General features: G+C 74.9%; 11 protein-coding genes and 2 pseudogenes. 4 read left to right on the top strand and 9 right to left on the bottom strand.

The genetic code is table 11. From position 1 onward, the window contains the following. Positions 1-133: 133 nt before the first annotated feature. Complete coding sequence (locus tag GEV43_RS03665; protein WP_160819478.1) at positions 134-1,150, top strand: hypothetical protein; 1,017 nt, start codon at positions 134-136, stop codon at positions 1,148-1,150. 60 nt (positions 1,151-1,210) lie between these two features. On the opposite strand, the gene GEV43_RS03670 is transcribed toward GEV43_RS03665, so the two are convergent. Beyond that, a complete protein-coding gene (locus GEV43_RS03670; protein ID WP_206681056.1) occupies positions 1,211-2,278 on the bottom strand; it encodes a zinc-binding dehydrogenase in 1,068 nt (355 codons plus the stop codon). A gap of 297 nt (positions 2,279-2,575) precedes the next feature. On the opposite strand from GEV43_RS03670, the gene GEV43_RS03675 reads away from it, so the two are divergent. Next, positions 2,576-5,110 (top strand): M14 family zinc carboxypeptidase, encoded by a 2,535-nt coding sequence (locus GEV43_RS03675; RefSeq protein ID WP_160819479.1) that lies wholly within the window; start codon positions 2,576-2,578, stop codon positions 5,108-5,110. 105 nt (positions 5,111-5,215) lie between these two features. Here the strand turns inward: GEV43_RS03675 and GEV43_RS03680 are convergent, their stop codons facing one another. Beyond that, complete coding sequence (locus tag GEV43_RS03680) at positions 5,216-5,887, bottom strand: hypothetical protein (RefSeq protein ID WP_160819480.1); 672 nt, start codon at positions 5,885-5,887, stop codon at positions 5,216-5,218. A gap of 1,298 nt (positions 5,888-7,185) precedes the next feature. Continuing rightward, positions 7,186-8,154, bottom strand: a complete 969-nt coding sequence (locus GEV43_RS03690; protein WP_160819481.1) for a UbiA family prenyltransferase — start codon at positions 8,152-8,154, stop codon at positions 7,186-7,188. Between the two features lie 240 nt (positions 8,155-8,394). On the opposite strand from GEV43_RS03690, the gene GEV43_RS03695 reads away from it, so the two are divergent. Both GEV43_RS03695 and GEV43_RS03700 read left to right on the top strand, forming a co-directional pair. Further along, positions 8,395-10,023, top strand: coding sequence for a zinc carboxypeptidase (locus GEV43_RS03695; protein ID WP_160819482.1), 1,629 nt, complete (start codon positions 8,395-8,397; stop codon positions 10,021-10,023). A gap of 97 nt (positions 10,024-10,120) precedes the next feature. After that, positions 10,121-10,789 carry a TetR/AcrR family transcriptional regulator gene (locus GEV43_RS03700; RefSeq protein ID WP_160819483.1) on the top strand — a complete coding sequence of 223 codons (669 nt, stop codon included), beginning with the start codon at positions 10,121-10,123 and terminating at the stop codon, positions 10,787-10,789. Between the two features lie 84 nt (positions 10,790-10,873). Here GEV43_RS03700 and GEV43_RS03705 read toward each other — a convergent pair whose 3' ends face one another. From GEV43_RS03705 to GEV43_RS03730, 6 genes and pseudogenes are all read right to left on the bottom strand, one after another. Then, complete coding sequence (locus GEV43_RS03705; RefSeq protein WP_241682769.1) at positions 10,874-12,994, bottom strand: MMPL family transporter; 2,121 nt, start codon at positions 12,992-12,994, stop codon at positions 10,874-10,876. A gap of 554 nt (positions 12,995-13,548) precedes the next feature. Next, a pseudogene (locus tag GEV43_RS49335) lies at positions 13,549-14,202 on the bottom strand (response regulator); the annotation flags it as partial. Further along, positions 14,199-15,518 carry a sensor histidine kinase gene (locus GEV43_RS49340; protein ID WP_160819485.1) on the bottom strand — a complete coding sequence of 440 codons (1,320 nt, stop codon included), beginning with the start codon at positions 15,516-15,518 and terminating at the stop codon, positions 14,199-14,201. The gene GEV43_RS49340 and the pseudogene GEV43_RS49335, both read right to left, overlap by 4 nt. 99 nt (positions 15,519-15,617) lie before the next feature. Then, positions 15,618-16,757: an acetyl-CoA acetyltransferase gene (locus GEV43_RS03720; RefSeq protein ID WP_309239433.1), complete on the bottom strand. Its 1,140-nt coding sequence runs from the start codon at positions 16,755-16,757 to the stop codon at positions 15,618-15,620. A 238-nt stretch (positions 16,758-16,995) separates the two neighbouring features. After that, a complete protein-coding gene (locus GEV43_RS03725; protein WP_160819486.1) occupies positions 16,996-17,295 on the bottom strand; it encodes a Dabb family protein in 300 nt (99 codons plus the stop codon). A gap of 200 nt (positions 17,296-17,495) precedes the next feature. Then, positions 17,496-17,942: pseudogene (locus GEV43_RS03730) on the bottom strand (flavodoxin family protein); the annotation flags it as partial. Positions 17,943-18,102: the final 160 nt, after the last annotated feature.

An 18,102-nucleotide genomic window follows, 5' to 3' on the forward strand; every position in this document is an offset into this window, starting at 1 on the left:
GGCCCGTACGCCGCGCGCGGCCGGCCGGCTCGCGCGGCGGTCCGCCGACACGCGGTGCGAAGGCGTGATCACGGGTACCCCATCCGGGATATCTTGCGCATAGTCGGCACATGGGAACGATGGGGGAGCGATGATGGCGAGTGCTGGAGCCGGCCGGAACCGGGCCGCCGAGCGGACCCGGCCTGACCAGCCCCTCCCCCGCCGGCCTGCCGAGGCTCCGCCGGAGCCCTCGCCCCCGCGGGACGACACGCCGGTCGCGGGCGCGTCCAGCGGCCCCGAGAGCGCCGGCGCCGAGGACGGCGCTCAGGACGGCGGTCCGGCGAACGACGCGGCGAGCGCTTCAGCAGGCGAGCCGCCGGAGGAGGCCGCGCCGCCCGCTGACACCGACAGCGAGCCGACGCGCGCCGAAGGGCTTCCGCTCCCGAGGCCCGTCGACCCGTCCGAGAGCACCGCCCCCGTACCCGCGCCGTCCCCCGCGCCGTCTCCTCCTCCGCCGCCGCCCGCTCAGGTCCCGCCTGCGCAGGCACCCGCGGCCCCGCCCACACCCACACCCGCGCCCCCGGCCGCGTCCGCGCCCGCTTCCGCGAGCCGGACGAACGGTTCGACGTGGCATCGGCTGCACTATCCCGTCGGCGCGTTCCTCATCGCGTACGGCATCACCGTGCTGGTCGCCGCGGCGCTCGACTGGGGCGCGAGGCGGCACGAGCTCGAAGGCTATTTCGGGTCGGGCTCCGCCGGTGCCGCGCTCGTCGTGGTGAAGGCGTTCGAGCTGGTGCTCGCGCTGACGGCGGCGGCGGCCGTGGCGCGCCGACGCGACATGTGGCTGGTGGCCCCGCTCGCGGGCTGGATGGCGGGCTTCGCGATGTTCGCTGTGCTGGACGTGCTCAAGGGCAGGTGGGGCGGGCTGGTCGAGCATCTGCTCTACCTGGCCGCGTTCATCGTCCTGCTCTTCCTGTCGTACGGGCTGAGCGCGCGCGTCCAGGTCGTCGAAGCCGCGGCGGCCCGACGCGCCGGAACGGACCCGGCGCCCGGGACGGACCAGGGCGGACGGCCCGGCGGCGGGCTCACGCGCACGCAGGAGTTCGCCCTGTCCGCGATCGACCGCGTGAACCGCGCCCGCCGCAACCCGCAGCAGCCGCCGCCTTCCTGACCTCGGCGCGGACCGCGGGCCCGGCGCGAACCGCGGACCGCGGGGCCCCGGCGCGGACCGCTACGGCACCACGACGATCTTGGCGTGGGCGTCCGGGCGGGCGAGACCGGTGAACGCGTCCGCGACGTCGTCCAGCCCGACCGTGCCGGTGATGATGGAGCCCGCGTCGACGCGGCCCTCGGCGATGTCGTGCAGCGTCGCGCCGTACTCGGCCGGGTAGGCGCCGAACGTGCCGCGCAGGGTCAGCTCCTTGGTGGCGGCGACGCCGGGCTCGACCGTGTCGTGCTGCATGCACACGCCGACCAGCATGATCGTCGAACCGGCGGGGGCGCCGTCGATGACCTGGTTGAGGACGCCGGGCACGCCGACGCACTCGAAGATGACGGCCTCGCGCGCGGGCGTGCCGAGCAGTTCGGCGGCGATGCGGTCGACGGTGCCGGTCGGGACGCCGAGGTCGGCCCACCGGCCGTACGGGGAGACGGCCGCCGGGTCGATCAGCTCGTCCGCGCCGAGGCCCTCGGCGAGCGCGCGGCGGCGCGGCGAGAAGTCGGCGGCGAGCACCGGGCCGTGGCCGCGGGCCTTCAGCGCGGCGACGACGCCGAGGCCGATCGGCCCGAGGCCGAGGACGACCGCGACGGAGTCCTCGGCGATGCCGCTGCGGCTCACCGCGCGGGTCGCGACGGAGAACGGCTCGGTGATCGCGGCGACCTTGGGGTCCAGCCCGTCCGGGACCGCCATCGTCAGGCCCTCGTTGAGGATCATGTACTCGCCGTAGCCGCCGGGGAACATCGGCGCGTACCCGATGATGCCCGCGCCCTGCGGCCCGATCCCGATCGGCGGCCCGCACACCGCGGCGCCGATCGGCAGCGCGCGCTGCGTCCCGGGCCCGTACTCGACGATCTCGCCGGCGAACTCGTGCCCGAAGACCAGGCCGTCGCGCGGGTCGTACGGCGTGCCGCCGGAGCGCCGCGTGGTCTCCATGAACGCGTCCGGGTCGGCGAGGGCGTGCAGGTCCGAACCGCAGATGCCGCAGGCCAGCGTGCGGACCAGGAGCTGGCCCTCCAGGGGCACCGGGTCCGGGACCTCGGTCACGATCATCGTCTTGCCGTGGGTCAACGCTGCGCGCACGCTCGGCCTCCCAGCCTCCGCGGTCCCGGCCGCTCGCCCGGCCCGGAACCGCCCGTCACCCGGACCGGACGGTCCGCCACCTCGCACCGAACCATGTCCGCCGCCCCGGCGGTAGTCCCGCGCGCCAGTATCCGCTGGCGCAATTGCTGGACGGGGTGACAGCCGCCGCGCCCGCCCGCCGGATCGCGGACGGCGCGGCGGGCGGCCCGTAAACCGGTGAAGGCCATCAAGCAAGCGCTCGATCTTGGCAAGGGTTGCCATTGGTGAAGGGTTTGACCGATGTCAGTTTTGGGGCTCATGAGAGCCCGAAACCTGGCGTGGTCGGCGCTGCTGGCCACGTCCCTGGCGGTGCCGACGTCGCTCGTGGCGTCCGCGTCCGCGCAGACCCCCCTCGCCGCGCCGGGCGCGGCCGCCGGCTGCGATCCCACGCAGACCTCCCCCGTGTACCGCGGCAAGGTCCCCTCGCCGAAGCAGGTGCTCGGCTTCGACCTCGGCGAGCGCCAGGCGAGCGCCGCGGAGTCCGACCGCTACCTGGAGGCCGTCGCGGGCCGGAGCGAGCGCGTCGTCTCCGGAACGCTCGCGAAGACCGCGCAGGGCCGTCCGCTCAAGTACGCGATCGTCGGCCGCCCCGAGCTGCTCACCAGGGCCGGGCTCGCCAAGGTACGGCTCGACGCGGGCCTGCTGCGCGACCCGCGCACGCCCGCGAAGCTCGCCGAGCGGATCGCGGCGCGCGGCGTGCCGATCCTGTGGGTCAGCGGCAACGTGCACGGCAACGAGCCGAGCGGCACGGACGCGGCGCTCAGGGTGCTGCGCGACCTCGGCGACCGCTCCGACTGCGCGGCGGCGAACGTCCTCGCCAACGCGCTGGTCGTCGTGCTGCCGACGCAGAACCCCGACGGCCGCACCGCCGACACCCGCCAGAACGCCTACGGCTTCGACATGAACCGCGACTGGTTCGCGCGGACGCAGCCGGAGACCGACGGCAAGCTCGCGATGCTCAACCAGTACCCGCCGGCGCTCTACATCGACGCGCACGAGATGGGCGGGACATCGTTCTTCTTCCCGCCGAACGCCGACCCGATCTACCACGAGACGCCCGAGCAGGCGATCGGCTGGATCAACGACGTCTACGGCGCGCCGATGGCGGCCGAGTTCAGGCGGCAGGGCATCGACTTCTTCAACCGCGCCACCTACGACCTGTTCTACCAGGGGTACGGCGACACGGTCCCGACGAGCGCGTTCCACGCGGCCGGGATGACGTACGAGAAGGGCGGCGACAGCCCGTACCCCGAGCGGGTGAAGGAGCAGTACCTCACCCAGTGGGTGTCGCTGTCGGCCGCCGCGCGGAACCGGCAGAAGATCCTCACCGAGTGGCACCGGATGTCGGTGGACGCCTACGAGCAGGGCAAGGCCGGACGGCTCGAACCGAACCGGATCTACAACCCGCCGAACCAGATCGACCGCCCCGTCCCCGACCGCAGGATCCGCCAGTACTTCCTGCGCGACGACGACCGCGCCAAGCGCGCCGAGGTCCGCACGATCGTGCGGCGGCTCCAGCGCATGGGCGTCAAGGTCGAACGGCTCGCCCGCCCGCTGGCGGTGCCCGACTACAAGGCGTACGGGCGGCCGGAGGGCCGGACGACGCTGCCCGCCGGGACGTACTACATCTCCATGGCGCAGGCCCAGAAGCACTGGATCCAGGCCATGCTGAACGAGGACTCCTACACGCCGTTCCCGTACTTCTACGACGTGACGGCGTGGAGCATGCCGCTGTTGCAGAACGTGTCGGGCGGCTCGTCCGGCGCGGAGCTCCGTCCCCGCGCCGTCCGCGTGCCGCCGGTGCCCGCGCCGCGTCCCGGCCACAGCGGCCGGACGCCGAAGATCGGAATCCTCCAGCTCTCGACCACCTCGTCCAGTGCTCGCCAGTCGGCCGGCTGGCTCCGGCACCGGCTCGACCGCGACTGGAAGATGCCGTTCACGCTGCTCACCCCGGCCGACGTCGCGGCGGGCAAGCTGAAGGGCGTCCAGGTCCTGCTGACGCCGAACGGCCCGGCGGCGTCCGCGTACACCGCGCTCGGCGACGCGGGCCGTACCGCGCTCCAGGCGTGGGCCAAGGGCGGCGGGCGCTACGTGGGCTGGCAGGGCGGTGCGGAGCTGGCCGCGCGGCTCGGCCTGACCACCGCGACGCTGAGCGCGCCGACCTCCGACATCCCGGGCACGATGTTCCGGATGGAGGTGGACGGCCGCAGCCCGCTCGCGAAGGGCGTCGGCGCGACGGCCTGGAACTTCACCTCGTACGACCCGGTCATGAAGGCCGACAGCGGCGTGGTCGCCTCCTACCCGCGGGCGGACTCGCCGGGCTGGTTCGTGTCCGGTTTCGAGAAGGGCGGGTCGGAGCTGGGCGGGACGGCGGCCGTCGTGGACCAGCCCGTCGGCGAGGGACGTTCGGTGCTCTTCGCGGCCGAGCCGAACTTCCGGGCGTTCAGCGACGGGACGGCCAAGCTGCTCCGCAACGCGATCCTCGGGCCCGACCCGCGGAACGCGCCGGCCCTCTCCGCGCGGTCCCTGGCGGACGCGGCGAAGCGGGCGGCGGCGCTGCCGTCGTACGAGTCGCCGATCCGGGTGTCGGTCAAGGCGGCGGACGCCGGGAAGGCCGCGTCCGTGCTGCGCTCGGTCGGCGCGAAGTGGACCGAGAGCCGCTCCGGCGACGTCGTCCACTACGTGGTTGACAACCCGAGCGGACTGCCGACCGACCACCACCCGTGGGCGGCGTCCCTGCCCGGCCGGATCAAGGCGGCGGACATCACGCCGGTCGCCGTCACCCTCCCCTGACCGGGGCCTGACCCGGGAACGCCGCCGGCCGTCCTCCCGCCGCGAAACAGCGAGCGGGAGAACGGTCGGCGGCGCACGGTCGGCCGCCCGGTCAGCGGTGGACGGTCAGCGGACGATCCAGGCGATCGCGGTCATGGTGCCCGGCGGGACCTCGGTGAAGCCGCCGTCCCGCACGGCGATCGCGGCGCGCTCGACGCAGCGGTCCCACGGCGCGTCGCGGGTCAGGTGGACGCGCAGCCCGCCTTCGGTCCAGGCGCGCACGTCGCGCCGCCCGCCCTCGCGCAGGAGGAGCTGGGCGGCGTGGCCGCACTGCGCGGCGGCCTTCCCCGTCGTCATCGTCACGCGGGGGTTGAGCGCGATCGCGGCGTACGGCGCGTCCGGCGGCGGCTTCGGGTCCTCGGCGTCGGCGAGGTCGAGGCCCGCCACCTGGAGCTTCGCCAGCTCCGGCGGGACGTCCGACACCGGCCCCGGCGGGAACGCCCGCACCTGCGCGCCGTCCCGCTCGACGGTGACGCCCGGGAGCGCCAGCGCCTCGGGCCAGCGGACCCCGCGCGCCCGCCGCGTCACCTTGCGGATGCGCCGCGACTCCCACGCGCGGACGGCCTCGCGCCACTCGCCCTCGGGCTCGGTCGCGTGGGGATCGGTGAGCAGTCTCACGACGGCCGTCGCGGCGGCCTCGCACACCGCGCCGTGGTCCGGCGGATCGGCCTTCTCCGCGCGCACCACCAGCTGCATCGCCCAGGGCGGATCGTCGAGCGGGTCGTAGTCAGGTCGCACGCCTGGAGTATTCCACCCGGAATACAGGGCCCCGCGCGCGGCTTCCCGTCGCGGGAACCGGGTATTGCAACTCTTATCGTTCTTCGGACGTCTTTCCTGGTGCGGTTGGGCGGCCGCGGGACGTCCTCGCCGGAGGGGGCGAGGGACTACGGCGGGTGAGTTCGGGTCGGAGGTCGCCGGTGACCAGTGGTGCCTGGAGCAACTCCATCCCAGGAATCGGAACGTTCTTCGTCGGCATCGACGTCGCCCCCGGCCGGTACCGGTGCGACGACGGCAAGGGCGGCTGGTGGGTCCGCTTCACCGGGCCGGGCGGCGGCGACCCCGTCGGGTCGTGGCCGCTGCCCGCGGGCCCCACCGAGATCGAGATCGCGCCGACCGACTTCGCGTTCGAGACGCACGTCGGGACGTACTGGCGGCGGATCGCCCCGGCCCGTTCGCGGGAGGACGGCGGGGGCGCGGAGCCGAGGCCGGTCGCCGATCCGGCGCTGCGCGCCGAGCTCGACACGATCGTGGCGCGGCGCAGGCCGCTGGTGTGGCTGGCGCCGCTGACCGTCCTCGGCGTCGGGCTGGCCGGGTCGCCGCTGCTCGGGTCGCTGTGGCTGCTCGGCCTCGCGATGCTGGCCGTGCTCGTCGCGCTCGGCACCCCGTCGGTCTCGCTCGACCTGCGGCGCGCCCGCGAGCTCCAGCGCCGCCGCGACCGCTACCTCACGCCGGACGACCTCGACGGCGACGCGAAGGCGCTGCTGGTGCGGGTCCAGACCGCGGTCGACGCCGTACGCGACTCGGAGGTCAACCGGGAGGGGCTGCTCGACGCGGTCGACAACGCGGTCACGCTGCCGCGCCAGGAGTGGGAGATCGCGCAGGTGCTGGCGCGGCAGTCGAGGCTGCGCGCCGAGCAGGAGGAGTTCGCCGAGCCGGCGGCGCTGCCGGAGGTCGAGGCGGCGCTGAGGCCGCTGCGCGCGAAGCTCGACGCGTCCGTGGAGGCGGTCACGCGCCGCGTCGCCGCCCTCGAACGCTACGCCGACCGCACGCGCGCCGCCGACGAGGCGCTGCGCGCGCAGCGCTACCTGGAGACGCTCGCCGAACGGGCGCACGAGTACGACGAGCTGCTGGCCGACACCGTCCGCGACGACCTGGCCCTGCCCGCGATCGAACGGCTCACGGGGCAGAGCGACGAGCTCGTCCGGACGCTGCGGGCGCGCCTCGCGGAGGCCGCCGAGGCGGGCGGCGAGGCCGGGGCCCCGCTCCCGCCGCCGCGGCCCGAGCCCACGCCCACGACCACGGCCGCGCCGGACGTCCTAGACGGTGCCGGTGTACATCAGGGCGAACACGAGGTACGGGACGAGGAACGCCCAGCTCACCACGATGATCCCGTGGAGGACCTCGCCCGGCTCGCGGGCCCGGCCGAGGAGGCGGTGGTAGACGCCGACGAGGACGGGCGCGGCGGCGGCCTGGACCCACAGGGACCGCTCGGGGAAGACGTGGCCGGTCGCGGCCAGGACCACCGCGACCGCGCATGACGCCGTCCACGCGGCGAGGCCGACGCGGTACGCGCCGCGCGGGCCGAGCCGTACCGCGATGGTGGTGTAGCCGCTCGCCAGGTCGGCCCGGTAGTCGGTGACGGTCGTCGGCACGTAGAGCGCGGTCGCGACGAGCACGCCCTCCACCGCCATGATCCAGGGGAACCCGCCGATCGGGCGGACGACCGTCCAGCCGGCGAGCACGGCGAGGCCGCCGACCGCGACCGCGTTGGCCGCCACGTCGAACCCGGGCCGGTCCTTCAGCCGGACCGGCGGCACGCTGTAGAGCCAGCCGAGCACGAGGAACGCGAGCGTCACCGCGGCGAACGCGGGCCGCACCGACAGCGCGACGGCGAGCGCGGCGGCGGCGGTGGCGTGCGCGGCGACGAGCGCGGCCCGCACCGTGATCCGGCCGTCCACGAGCGGCGCGTCGTCCTTACGCGGGTTGCGCAGGTCGCCGGGCAGGTCGAACGCGTCGTTGATGGCGAGGACCGCGAGCCAGACCAGCGGCCCCCAGACGACGAGGCCGGTGAGGACGGGCGCGGCGGCGGCCGGGCACGCGCCGGACGGCGGGACGCAGGCGTCCTGCCCGGCGACCAGCCACCGGGTGGCCAGCAGGTGGCCGACGTAGAACGGGACGAGCGAGACCAGCCAGAGCGCGGGCCTCGCGATGAGCCAGAGGTCGAGCAGGATCCGGCAGCGGCGCGGCGCGCGGGCCGGGGCGGTCTCGGTACGAACGCGCGGCATCCGTCACCCCCGGGCGATCGGCGATCGGTGTACGGGGCGCCCGGCTCTATTAGACACCCTGTTCAGTTCCGGGCTCCAGGGCGGGCCCCGTACGGACGCGCGGACGCGGGGTCCGTCCGGCCCGCCCGGATAGGGAGAAACCTCCCGTACCACCGGCCCGCACGCTGTCACCTTTCGCCCATGCTTGGACGATCTTCGTGAAGAAGTATGAACCGCCGGTCCTCCGACCCGAGGAGCATCATGCGGTCCCTCTCCGGTTCCCGCGCGTGGCCGACGGCCGCCGGCGCCGCCGTCCTGGCCCTCGCCGCCGTCGCCCAGCCCGCCGCCGCCGACGCCGCCCCGTCCCCCACTCCTCCCTCCGCGTCCGGCGGCATCGTGCGGGTGAGCGTCCCGGACGCGGCCGCCGCCGCGAGGCTCGCCGGGCTCGCCCTCGACCGCACCGAGGCGAGCGGCCCCGGCTGGACCGACGTCCTCCTGCACGGCCCCGCCGACGCGGCGCGCCTGCGCGGAGCCGGCCTCTCCTGGACGGCCCGCACGCCCGGCGCCGCGCCCAAGGCCGCCGGGACGCTGCCGTCCGGCCGGACGTCGTACCGCACGCTCGCCGACTACGAGTCCGAGATGTCCGCGCTGGCCCGCCGGCACCCCGACCGCGTCCGCCGCCTGACGCTCCCCCACCGCACGGTCGAGGGCCGCCGCGTGCACGGCATGGAGATCGGCCACCGGGTCGGCGCCCGCGACGGGCGCCCGGTGTTCCTCATGGTCGGGCTGCACCACGCGCGCGAGTGGCCGTCCGGCGAGATGACGATGGAGTTCGGGTACGACCTGCTGCGCGGCGACGGCCGCGACCGGGAGATCACCCGGCTGCTCGACCGCGCCCGGGTGGTGATCGTCCCGGTGGTCAACCCGGACGGGTTCGACGCCTCACGCAGCCGCGCCAACGAGGACAAGCGCAAGAACTGCCGCGTCGTGGACGGCGAGCCCGCGCCGCCGCCGCTGTGCACGAGGCCGGGCAGCGCCGAGCTCGGCGTGGACGTCAACCGCAACTACGGGTTCGGGTGGGGCGGCACCGGCTCCGGCGACGACCGGACCGCGGGCGACTACCGCGGGGCCGGGCCGTTCTCCGAGCCCGAGTCCCGCAACGTCCGCGACCTGGTCGCGTCCCGCCAGGTGACCACGCTGATCACCAACCACACCTACGGCGGGACGATCCTGCGCCCCTACTTCAGCAAGGCCGAGGGGACGACGCCCGACGAGGCCGCCTACAAGGCCCTCAGCGACGCGATGTCGGCGCAGAACGGCTACAAGGGCATGAGGTCGGGCGACGACTACGAGACGACCGGCGAGACGAACGACTGGTCGTACTACGCGACGCGGGGCCTCGGCTACACCTTCGAGTTCGGCCGCGAGACGTTCCACCCGGACTTCGCGTCGCTGCCCGGCGAGTACAACGGCGCCGGGCCGTACGCCGGGAAGGGGGCGCGCGGCGCGTTCCTGCTGGCGCTGCGCAACGCCGCGTCCCGCGACGCGCACTCGGTGATCCGGGGCCGCGCGCCGTCCGGCGCCACGCTGAAGATCACCAAGAGCTTCACCCTGTGGACGTCCCCGGTCGGCGGCAGGGCCCGGCCCGTCCCGACGCGCCTGTCGTCCACGATGGTCGTGCCGCGCGGCGGGCGCTTCGCGTGGGACGTCAACCCGTCCGTACGGCCGAAGTCGCCGTTCACCGCGGACGGCGTCCGCCCCGTCACCGGGCTCGTCCGCGAGCGCTGGACGCTCACCTGCACGCCGCGGCACGGCCGCGGCGGCACGACCGTCCGGGTGCTCGTCGACCGCGGCCGGGAGGCGGCGGTGGACCTGCGCCGCTGCCGCTGATCCCGCACTGCGGGACCAAGCGCTTGGTGTACGCGTAACCTGGGGGGCGACGTGCCAGGTTGAACAAGCGGTTGGGCGCGCACGGCATAATGAGAGGGTGACGACCACGAGCGCGAACTCAGGACGACCCAGGACCCGCGCCGCGGGCGAGGGCGGGGCCCGCCGCCGCGGCAAGGGCTCGCCGGCCCTGGCCTCGGAGCGGCGCGAGCACCTGGTCAGGCTCGCGGCCGAACTCTTCGCCGAGAAGGGCTTCCAGGCCACGACGGTGCGCAACATCGCCGACCAGGCGGGCATCCTCTCCGGCAGCCTCTACCACCACTTCGACTCCAAGGAGTCGATCGTGGACGAGATCCTGGCGGGCTTCTTCCGGGAGATCATGTCGGCCTACCGGGGCGTCCTCGACGAGGGCAAGGACCCGCGCGAGACGATCGCGGGGCTCGTCCGCATCGCGTTCGGCACGCTGGAGCCGCACCGCGCCGCGATCACGGTGATGCAGAACGACTGGAACTACCTCAAGGGGATGGACCGGTTCGCCTACCTCACCAAGTCCGAGGACGAGGTCGAGAAGATGTGGGTCGACACGATCAAAGCGGGCCAGGCCGACGGCCTGTTCCGCGCCGACATCGACCCGAAGCTCACCTACCGGATGATCCGCGACACGGTGTGGGTGGCGGTCCGCTGGTTCAAGCCGGGCGGGCGGCTCAACGCGCAGGGCCTCGCCGAGCACTACCTCAAGGTCATGTTCGACGGCATCAACACGCACTGACCCGGCCGTGCGGGTCACGCGCCTCGGCCGCCCCGACGCCGAGGTCGCCTTCGAGCGGGCGCGGGACGGCCTCGCGATCGGCCTCTAGTCGCCCTTCGCGCGCGCCGGGCGGGCGGCGGCCCGCCGGGACCCGCGGGCCCGCAGCGAGCGGGGCAGGGGCAGCCACCAGTTCGCGTCGCCGAACAGCTCCATCAGCGCGGGGACGAGCACCAGCCGCACCACGGTCGCGTCGATGAGGATGGCGACGCCGAGGCCGAGGCCGATCTGCTTGACCTGGACGTCCGCGCCGAGCAGCACCGACAGGAACACCATGACCATGATCGCGGCGGCGGCCGTGATCACCCGGGCGGTGCGGGTCAGGCCCCGCGCGACGGCCTCGCGGGTCGCGACGCCGTCCTCGTAGAACTCGCGGATGCGGGAGACGAGGAACACCTCGTAGTCCATCGACAGCCCGAACAGGATCGGGAACATCATCAGCGGCACCCACGTGGTCACCGGCATCTCGACGGGGAAGCCGAGCACCCGGCCCGCCCAGCCCCACTGCACGACGGCGGTCAGCACCCCGTACGCGGCGGCGATGGACAGCAGGTTCATGACGGCGGCCTGGAGCGCGACCGTCAGCGAGCGGACGAGCGCCACGAGCAGCAGCAGCGACAGGCCGACGACGACCGCGATGAGCCACGGCAGCCGCTCGGCGACGTCGTCGGCGAAGTCGATGGACCCGGCGTTGGGCCCGCCGACGTGCACCCGCAGGCCCGTCCCGGCGGTCGCGCGAGGCACCACCTCGTCGCGGATCTCGTGCACGAGCCGGGGCGTCGCCTCGTCCTGCGCGCCGCTCTTCGGGTACGCGATGAACAGCGCGGCCCTGCCGTCCCGGCTCGTCATCGGCGGCTGGACGCCCGCCACGCCCGGCGTCCCGCGGACGGCCCGCTCCAGCGGCCCGAGCGGGCTCGGCGCGCCCGGCCCGGCGGCGCGCGGCGGCCCGCCGCCCGGCAGCTCGGCGACGAGGACCAGCGGCGCCGCGGTGCCCGGACCGAAGCCGTCGGCCAGGATGCGGCTCGCCGCGTACCCGGTGGTGTCGTGGGGCTGGGTGCTGGAGTCGGGCAGGCTGAGCCGCATCGACAGGGCGGGCACGGCGAGCACGAGCAGCAGCGCGGCGGCGGCGAGCCCGGCGGCGACCGGGTGCCGCTGGACGCCGCGCGCCCACCGTTCGGCCATCGGACGGCCCGTGCGGCCGAGGCCCGGCACCTTGAACCGGTCGATCGCCCGCCCCGTGAACCCGAGCAGCGCGGGCAGCAGCGTCACGGCGGCGAGCATGGTCATCAGGACGGTCGCCCCGGCCGCGACGGCGACGCCGTTCAGCAGCCTCTGCTGCATGACGAACAGGCCCATCAGCGCGATGACCACGGTCGTCCCGGCGAACAGCACGGCCCGGCCCGCGGTGGCCGCCGCGGTCACGGTGGCGTCCTCGGGGTCCTCGCCGGACGCGAGCGCCTCGCGGTAGCGGGTCACGATGAACAGCGCGTAGTCGATGCCGACGCCGAGCCCGATGAGCGCCGCGACGATCGGGCTGAACGACGGGGCGGGCAGCAGGTGGCCGAGCAGGGAGATCAGCGCGAGCCCCGTCCCGATCCCGAACAGCGCGGTCACGATCGGCAGCCCCATCGCCAGCACCGACCCGAACGCGACGAGCAGGATCACGATGGCCGCGAGCAGCCCGACGCCCTCCGAGCCGCCGCCGCCCGGCGTCTCGGCGGTGTCCACGACCGCGCCGCCTAGCTCCAGCCGGACCGGCCCCGACGCGGTCCGCACGTCGTCGATGAGCTTGGTGACCTCGCCCTTCGGCATGTCGCCGGACGCGACGTCGAGGTTGGCGGTGGCGAACGCGACGCGGCCGTCCGCGGAGATCTGGCCGGGCGTCGTGTACGGGAGGTCACCGACGTCACGTGCGGCGTCCGGCGCATCCGCTCGGTCGCCTCGCGCACGCGGGCCTGCGCCTGCGGCGCGCGGACGCCGCCGTCCGCGCGGATCGCGAGGGTGATGCTGTCGCCGCTGGCCTCGGGGAAGTGGTCGTCCAGGAGCTCCTGGGCCTTGGCCGACTCGGAGTCGCCGCCGGCGAAGTCGTTCAGCGGGTCGGCGGCGAAGCCGAACCCGACCACGAGGGCGGCGGCCGTCCCGGCGATCCAGGCGGCCACGGTGAGCCATCGCCTCCGATGGCAGAAGCGGGCGAGCCTGGCCAGCGTCATGGGACGTCACCTCCGGGTCGGGCCCCTCCGCACGGGCGGGAGGGGGCTTCCCACGAGGCTTCCGGGCCCGCGCCGCCGCCGCGACCGGCCGCCGGGGGCACTTGCCCGGCCGCCTACTCCCTCCGGAGTACGTCCAGCGCGGTAACGCCGGGCCCACTGAACGCTCATGTGCCGACAAAGCACTACAGACGTCCCCAATCGTTCATAGTGTCGTTAGTCACAAATTGACGGACTGGGGTGACGCTTTGGGTGGTGGGGACGCTGTTACCGAAGAGAACTACGGGGGAGGGCGCCATGACGGCTCACGGGGGCGCCGAGCATGACGAGCCCACGCCCGCGGCCATCCGCGCGGCGACGGCCAGAGGGCTCCAGGAGCAGTTCCCCGGCGTCCGGGCCTGGTACGGCGAATCCACGAAGTCCTGGTGGGCGCTCGTCCCCGGGAGGGACGGCCCGCGCCTGCTGGAGGCCCCGACACCGCAGGGCCTCCGCGACGCGATCATGGCCGAGCGGTCCCGGGGTGACCAGGCCGGACTCGTAGGCGACCACGACGAGCTGGGCGCGGTCGCGCGCCCCGAGCTTGCCCATGGCGTGGCTGACGTGCGTCTTGGCCGTCAGCGGGCTGACCGCCAGCTCGGCGGCGATCTCCTCGTTCGACAGGCCCCGCCCGACCAGGCCGACCACCTCGCGCTCGCGCACGGTCAGCGCGGCCAGCTCCGGGATGGCGGGCGCCGGGCCGGCGCGGCGCGCCACGTACCCCTCGATCACGGCGCGGGTCACCGCCGGGGAGAGCAGCGACTCGCCGCCCGAGACGACCCGGACGGCCCGCAGCAGCTCGGCGGGGTCGATGTCCTTCACCAGGAACCCCGCCGCGCCCGCGCGCAGCGCCCGGAACACGTTCTCGTCCTCGGCGTAGGTGGTCAGCACGACGACCCGGACCGCGCCGAGCGCGGGGTCGGCGGCGATCAGGCGGGTGGCGGTGAGCCCGTCCACGTCGGGCATCCGCAGGTCCATCAGGACGACGTCGGGCCGCAGCTCCCTGGCAATCGCGACGGCCGTGCCGCCGTTGCTCGCCTCGCCCACGACCTCGATGCCGTCCGCCGAGTCCAGCAGCAGCGCGAACCCCGCCCGCACCAGGGACTGGTCGTCGGCCAGCACCACGCGGATCACGGCCCGGCCCCCTCGGCGCCCGCGGCCCCGGTGGCTCCGGCACCGGCGGTCCGGGCCGGAGCGGGGTCGCCGCAGGGGAGGCGGGCCTCGACGACGAAGCCGCCGTTCCCGGGGCCCGCGGTGAACGAGCCGCCCACCGCCCTGGCGCGCTCCCGCATCCCGTTCAGGCCGTGTCCGCCGCCCGGCCGCGCCGCGCCGTTCCAGGAGGCGGCGGTGCCCGCGTCCCCGGAGCGCCGCCCGTCGTCGGTGATCTTCAGCTCGACCGCGCCGTCGCCGTAGGCCAGGCTGACCCGCGCGCTGACGCCGGAGCCCGCGTGGCGCAGCACGTTCGTCAGCGACTCCTGGACGATCCGGTACGCGGCGTGGTCGACCGGCGGGGCGAGCGGCGCGGCCTCCCCGGCCACGTCCAGCTCGACCGGGACGCCCGCCGCCCGGACGGCGTCCAGCAGCGCCGGGAGCCGGCCCAGCCCGAGCCGGTCTCCGCCGAGGCCGTCCGGTCCGTCGGGCCCGTCCGGGCCGTGCGGGCCGCCGGGGCCGTCCTCGGCGGACGAGCGCAGCACGCCGAGCGTCGAGCGCATCTGCCGCAGCGCCTCCTTACTCGTCGTCCGGATCGCGGCGAGCGCGGGCCGCACCTCGTCCTCGCGGTCGCCGAGCCGGTGCAGCGCGCTGCCCGCCTGGACGGTGATCGTCGCCATGCTGTGCGCGACGGTGTCGTGCAGCTCCCGCGCGATGCGGACCCGGTCCTCGGCGACCCGCCGGGCGGCCTCGCGCTCGTGCTCGTCCTCGGCGAGCCTGAGCCGCTCGCGGGTCTCGGCCGCGAGCGCGCGGCGGCTGCGCACGACCTCGGCGAGCAGGACCACGGCGACGGCGAGGGACAGGTGCGTCAGGAACTCCGCGAGCGCCATCAGCGCCGGGGTCTGCTCGGTGGCCACCACGATCGCGTAGCCGAGCGTGAAGAACATCGTGTAGATCCCCGTCGCCCAGCGCAGGTGCCCGGCGACGACCGCGGTGTAGGACGGCACGGCGAGCACGGTCGTCGGCGAGATCCCCGGGTAGCCCGCGGTGTAGTAGACGAACAGGCCGAGGCTCGCGAGCAGCATCGCCGCGACCGGCCGGCGCCGCTGGACCAGCAGCGGCAGCGCCATCAGGACGGCGAGGGCGTACGCCTGCGCGTCGGGCGGCCGGGAGTGCGGCTCGGTCGCCTCGTGGATCATGATGGCCAGCACGACCGCGACCACGGCGGCGATCGCGGCGTCCGCGAGCCACACCGGCGTCCGCCGGGCCCGTCGGGCGACGCCGCTGATGGGGAACGGCACGTCGCAACCGTACGACGCCCGCCCTCCCCAGCGGAACGCGTCGAACGGTCCCCTGGCGCGCGAGCACCCGGGACGGACGGCGGCGGTGACGCCGGGGGCTCAGGGGGCGGTGAGGATCGCGGCGCTCCCGTAGCTGCCGCCGAAGCCCGTGCAGAGGGCGACGCCCGCGCCGCGCACCTGGTTGGTCCCGGTGCCGCGGAGCTGCCGTACGGCCTCGGCGACGTTGTTGAGCCCGTGCACGTAGCCCTCGGACAGCAGCCCGCCGTGCGGGTTGACGGGGAACCGCCCGTTCCACGCGATGTCCTGCGCGTGCAGGACGACGCCGAGGTCCGCCCTCGGCACGAGCCCGAAGTCTTCGAGCTGCCGGGGGACGAGCCAGGAGTACGCGTCGTACAGCAGCGAGACGTCGATGTCGGCGGGCTTCATCCCGGCCGCCTCGAACAGGGGCCCGGCGACGTACGACGAGAAGATCCGCGTGATGTCCGGGGCCTTGTCCATGGTGGACGCGCCGGGGCCGCCGCCGCGGACGACCGCGTGGACGCGCGGCGCGCTCGGGGCCCGGTCGGCGCGCGTGACGACGAGGGCGCAGGCGCCGTCGGTCTCCTGGCAGCAGTCCAGGCGGCGGAGCGGCGAGGCCACCATGGGGCTGTCGCGGTAGGTGGGCAGGTCGAGGCGCTCGCGGCGGAGCGCGCGCGGGTTGCGGGTCGCGTGCGCCCTGGACTGCGCGACGACCGCGTGGGTGTGCACCTCGCCGAGCCCGGCCTCGTGCAGGTAGCGCTGCCCGGCGAGCGCGAACTGGTGGACCGGCCCCGCCATCCCGTACGGGTGGGTGAACTGCTCCTCGGTGCCCTCCCCCAGCTTGAGGCCGAGCGCGTTCATCCGCTTGCCGGACCGGCCGTTGAGGGCCCGGTAGACGAGCACGTTCTCGGCGAGGCCGGCGTCCACGAGCATCGCCGCGTCGGCGAGGATCGAGGCGCTCTGCGTGCCGCCGCCGTAGATCTCGTTGTGCCAGCCGACCTCGGGCAGCCGCAGCTCGCGCGCGAGGTAGAGGACGGGCGCCGAGTCGTTGAGGTGGTAGCTGAGGACGGCGTCGGGCCGTTCGATCCCGGCGTCGGCGAGGGCCGCGCGCGACGCCTCGGCGGCCAGCTCCAGCTCCGTCCGGCCGGACTCGCGCGACAGCGCGGTCATCCCGACCCCGGCGATCGCGGCCCTGCCCGAGAACCCCTGCCTGCCGCTCACGTGCCGCCCTCCGCGTGTCCCGCCGTCCGCCGGCCGGCACGGGGGTGCCTGCCGCCGGGGATGGGGCGCGATCCATCCCCGGCGGCCGGCGTCCCTGGGCGGGCCGGGCCCGCGGTGACGGCGTTCCGGCCGCGCCGCCGTCGCAGCCGAAACTAACGCCTGACACCCTCTTGACACAAGCGCTTGCTCGGTTCATTCGCGAACGGGGCGCCGGGTCTGCCGCTGGGTGGTCCCGGCGCTACAGCTCGTACTGGACGGCGGCGCGCCCCGCGAGGATCGGGGTGATGTACTCGTCGATCACGGCGCGGTGGGCGGGATGGTCCCGGTAGACGAGGAAGTCCTCCTCGGACGCGAAGTCGCCCACCACCACGAAGTCGTGGTTGTCCGCGCCGATGCCCGCGTCGGCCCCGAGGCTGTACGACCGGATCTGCGGGATCACGCCGGGCAGCTCGCCCAGCCGGGCCGCGACCTCCTCCTGCTGGCCGGTCGTCGTCCCCTCGGCCCACACGAACATCACCACATGACGGAAACCGCTCATGAGATCACCGTAGCGTCCGCCCCGCCCGCCGCACCCCCGCCCGCAACGGCGCGCCGAAGGGCGGGTGCTGAGGCGTGCGTCAGAGCGGGGCGCTTCAGCCCGGCGCGCCGGAGAGGCACGGGAGCGCCGGAGCACGGGAGCGCCGGAGCGCCGAAGGGCGCGGGAGGGCGGGAGGGTGCGGGTCGGGGTGGGTCAGAGGGGGCTAGTTCGGCGGCGACCGTGGCGCCGAGTTCCCAGCACGCCTCCAGGTCGGCCTTGGCCGGGTCGCCGTTGACGACCAGCGGCGGGCGCACCGCGCGCCACCGCAGGCCGGTGGTGATCGAGTCGAGGGCGCGCAGGGCGCCGGCGGCGTCGCTGTTGCCGTGGAGGTACGCGCCGTACGGCCGCCGGGATGTCTCGTCCAGGGACGGGTAGTAGATCTGGTCGAAGAAGTGCTTGAGGGCGCCGGACAGGTAGCCGAGGTTGACGGGCGTGCCGAGCAGGTAGCCGTCGGCCTCCAGGACGTCCGGGGCCGACGCGGTGAGGGCGGGGCGGGAGACGACCTCCACCCCCTCGATCTCGTCGGTCGCGGCTCCCGCCCGTACGGCCTCGTACATGGCGCGCAGCGACGGGGAGGGCGTGTGGTGGACGATCAGCAGCGTCTTCATCGGCTCCGAGCGTAGTCAAGGGGGCCGCGGGGATGGCCGCGTCCGGCCATCGCGATCGACCGTTGGCGTACCGACGATCTGCGTCGTACTTACCGTGCGCCCCTAATCTGAAGGGGCTATGACCTCAAAAGGCCACAAATAACGTTCGATCCCGGGAATG

Source organism: Actinomadura sp. J1-007, assembly GCF_009793335.1.
Taxonomy (GTDB): domain Bacteria; phylum Actinomycetota; class Actinomycetes; order Streptosporangiales; family Streptosporangiaceae; genus Spirillospora; species Spirillospora yumaensis.

What these genes read in the sequence shown, in the direction of transcription:
- GEV43_RS03695 (WP_160819482.1), top strand. Translation starts at nt 8,395, where the DNA reads ATGCGGTCCCTCTCCGGTTCCCGCGCGTGGCCGACGGCCGCCGGCGCC.
- GEV43_RS03705 (WP_241682769.1), bottom strand. Translation starts at nt 12,994, where the DNA reads ATGGCTCACCGTGGCCGCCTGGATCGCCGGGACGGCCGCCGCCCTCGT.
- GEV43_RS03690 (WP_160819481.1), bottom strand. Translation starts at nt 8,154, where the DNA reads ATGCCGCGCGTTCGTACCGAGACCGCCCCGGCCCGCGCGCCGCGCCGC.
- GEV43_RS03675 (WP_160819479.1), top strand. Translation starts at nt 2,576, where the DNA reads ATGAGAGCCCGAAACCTGGCGTGGTCGGCGCTGCTGGCCACGTCCCTG.
- GEV43_RS03725 (WP_160819486.1), bottom strand. Translation starts at nt 17,295, where the DNA reads ATGAGCGGTTTCCGTCATGTGGTGATGTTCGTGTGGGCCGAGGGGACG.
- GEV43_RS03665 (WP_160819478.1), top strand. Translation starts at nt 134, where the DNA reads ATGGCGAGTGCTGGAGCCGGCCGGAACCGGGCCGCCGAGCGGACCCGG.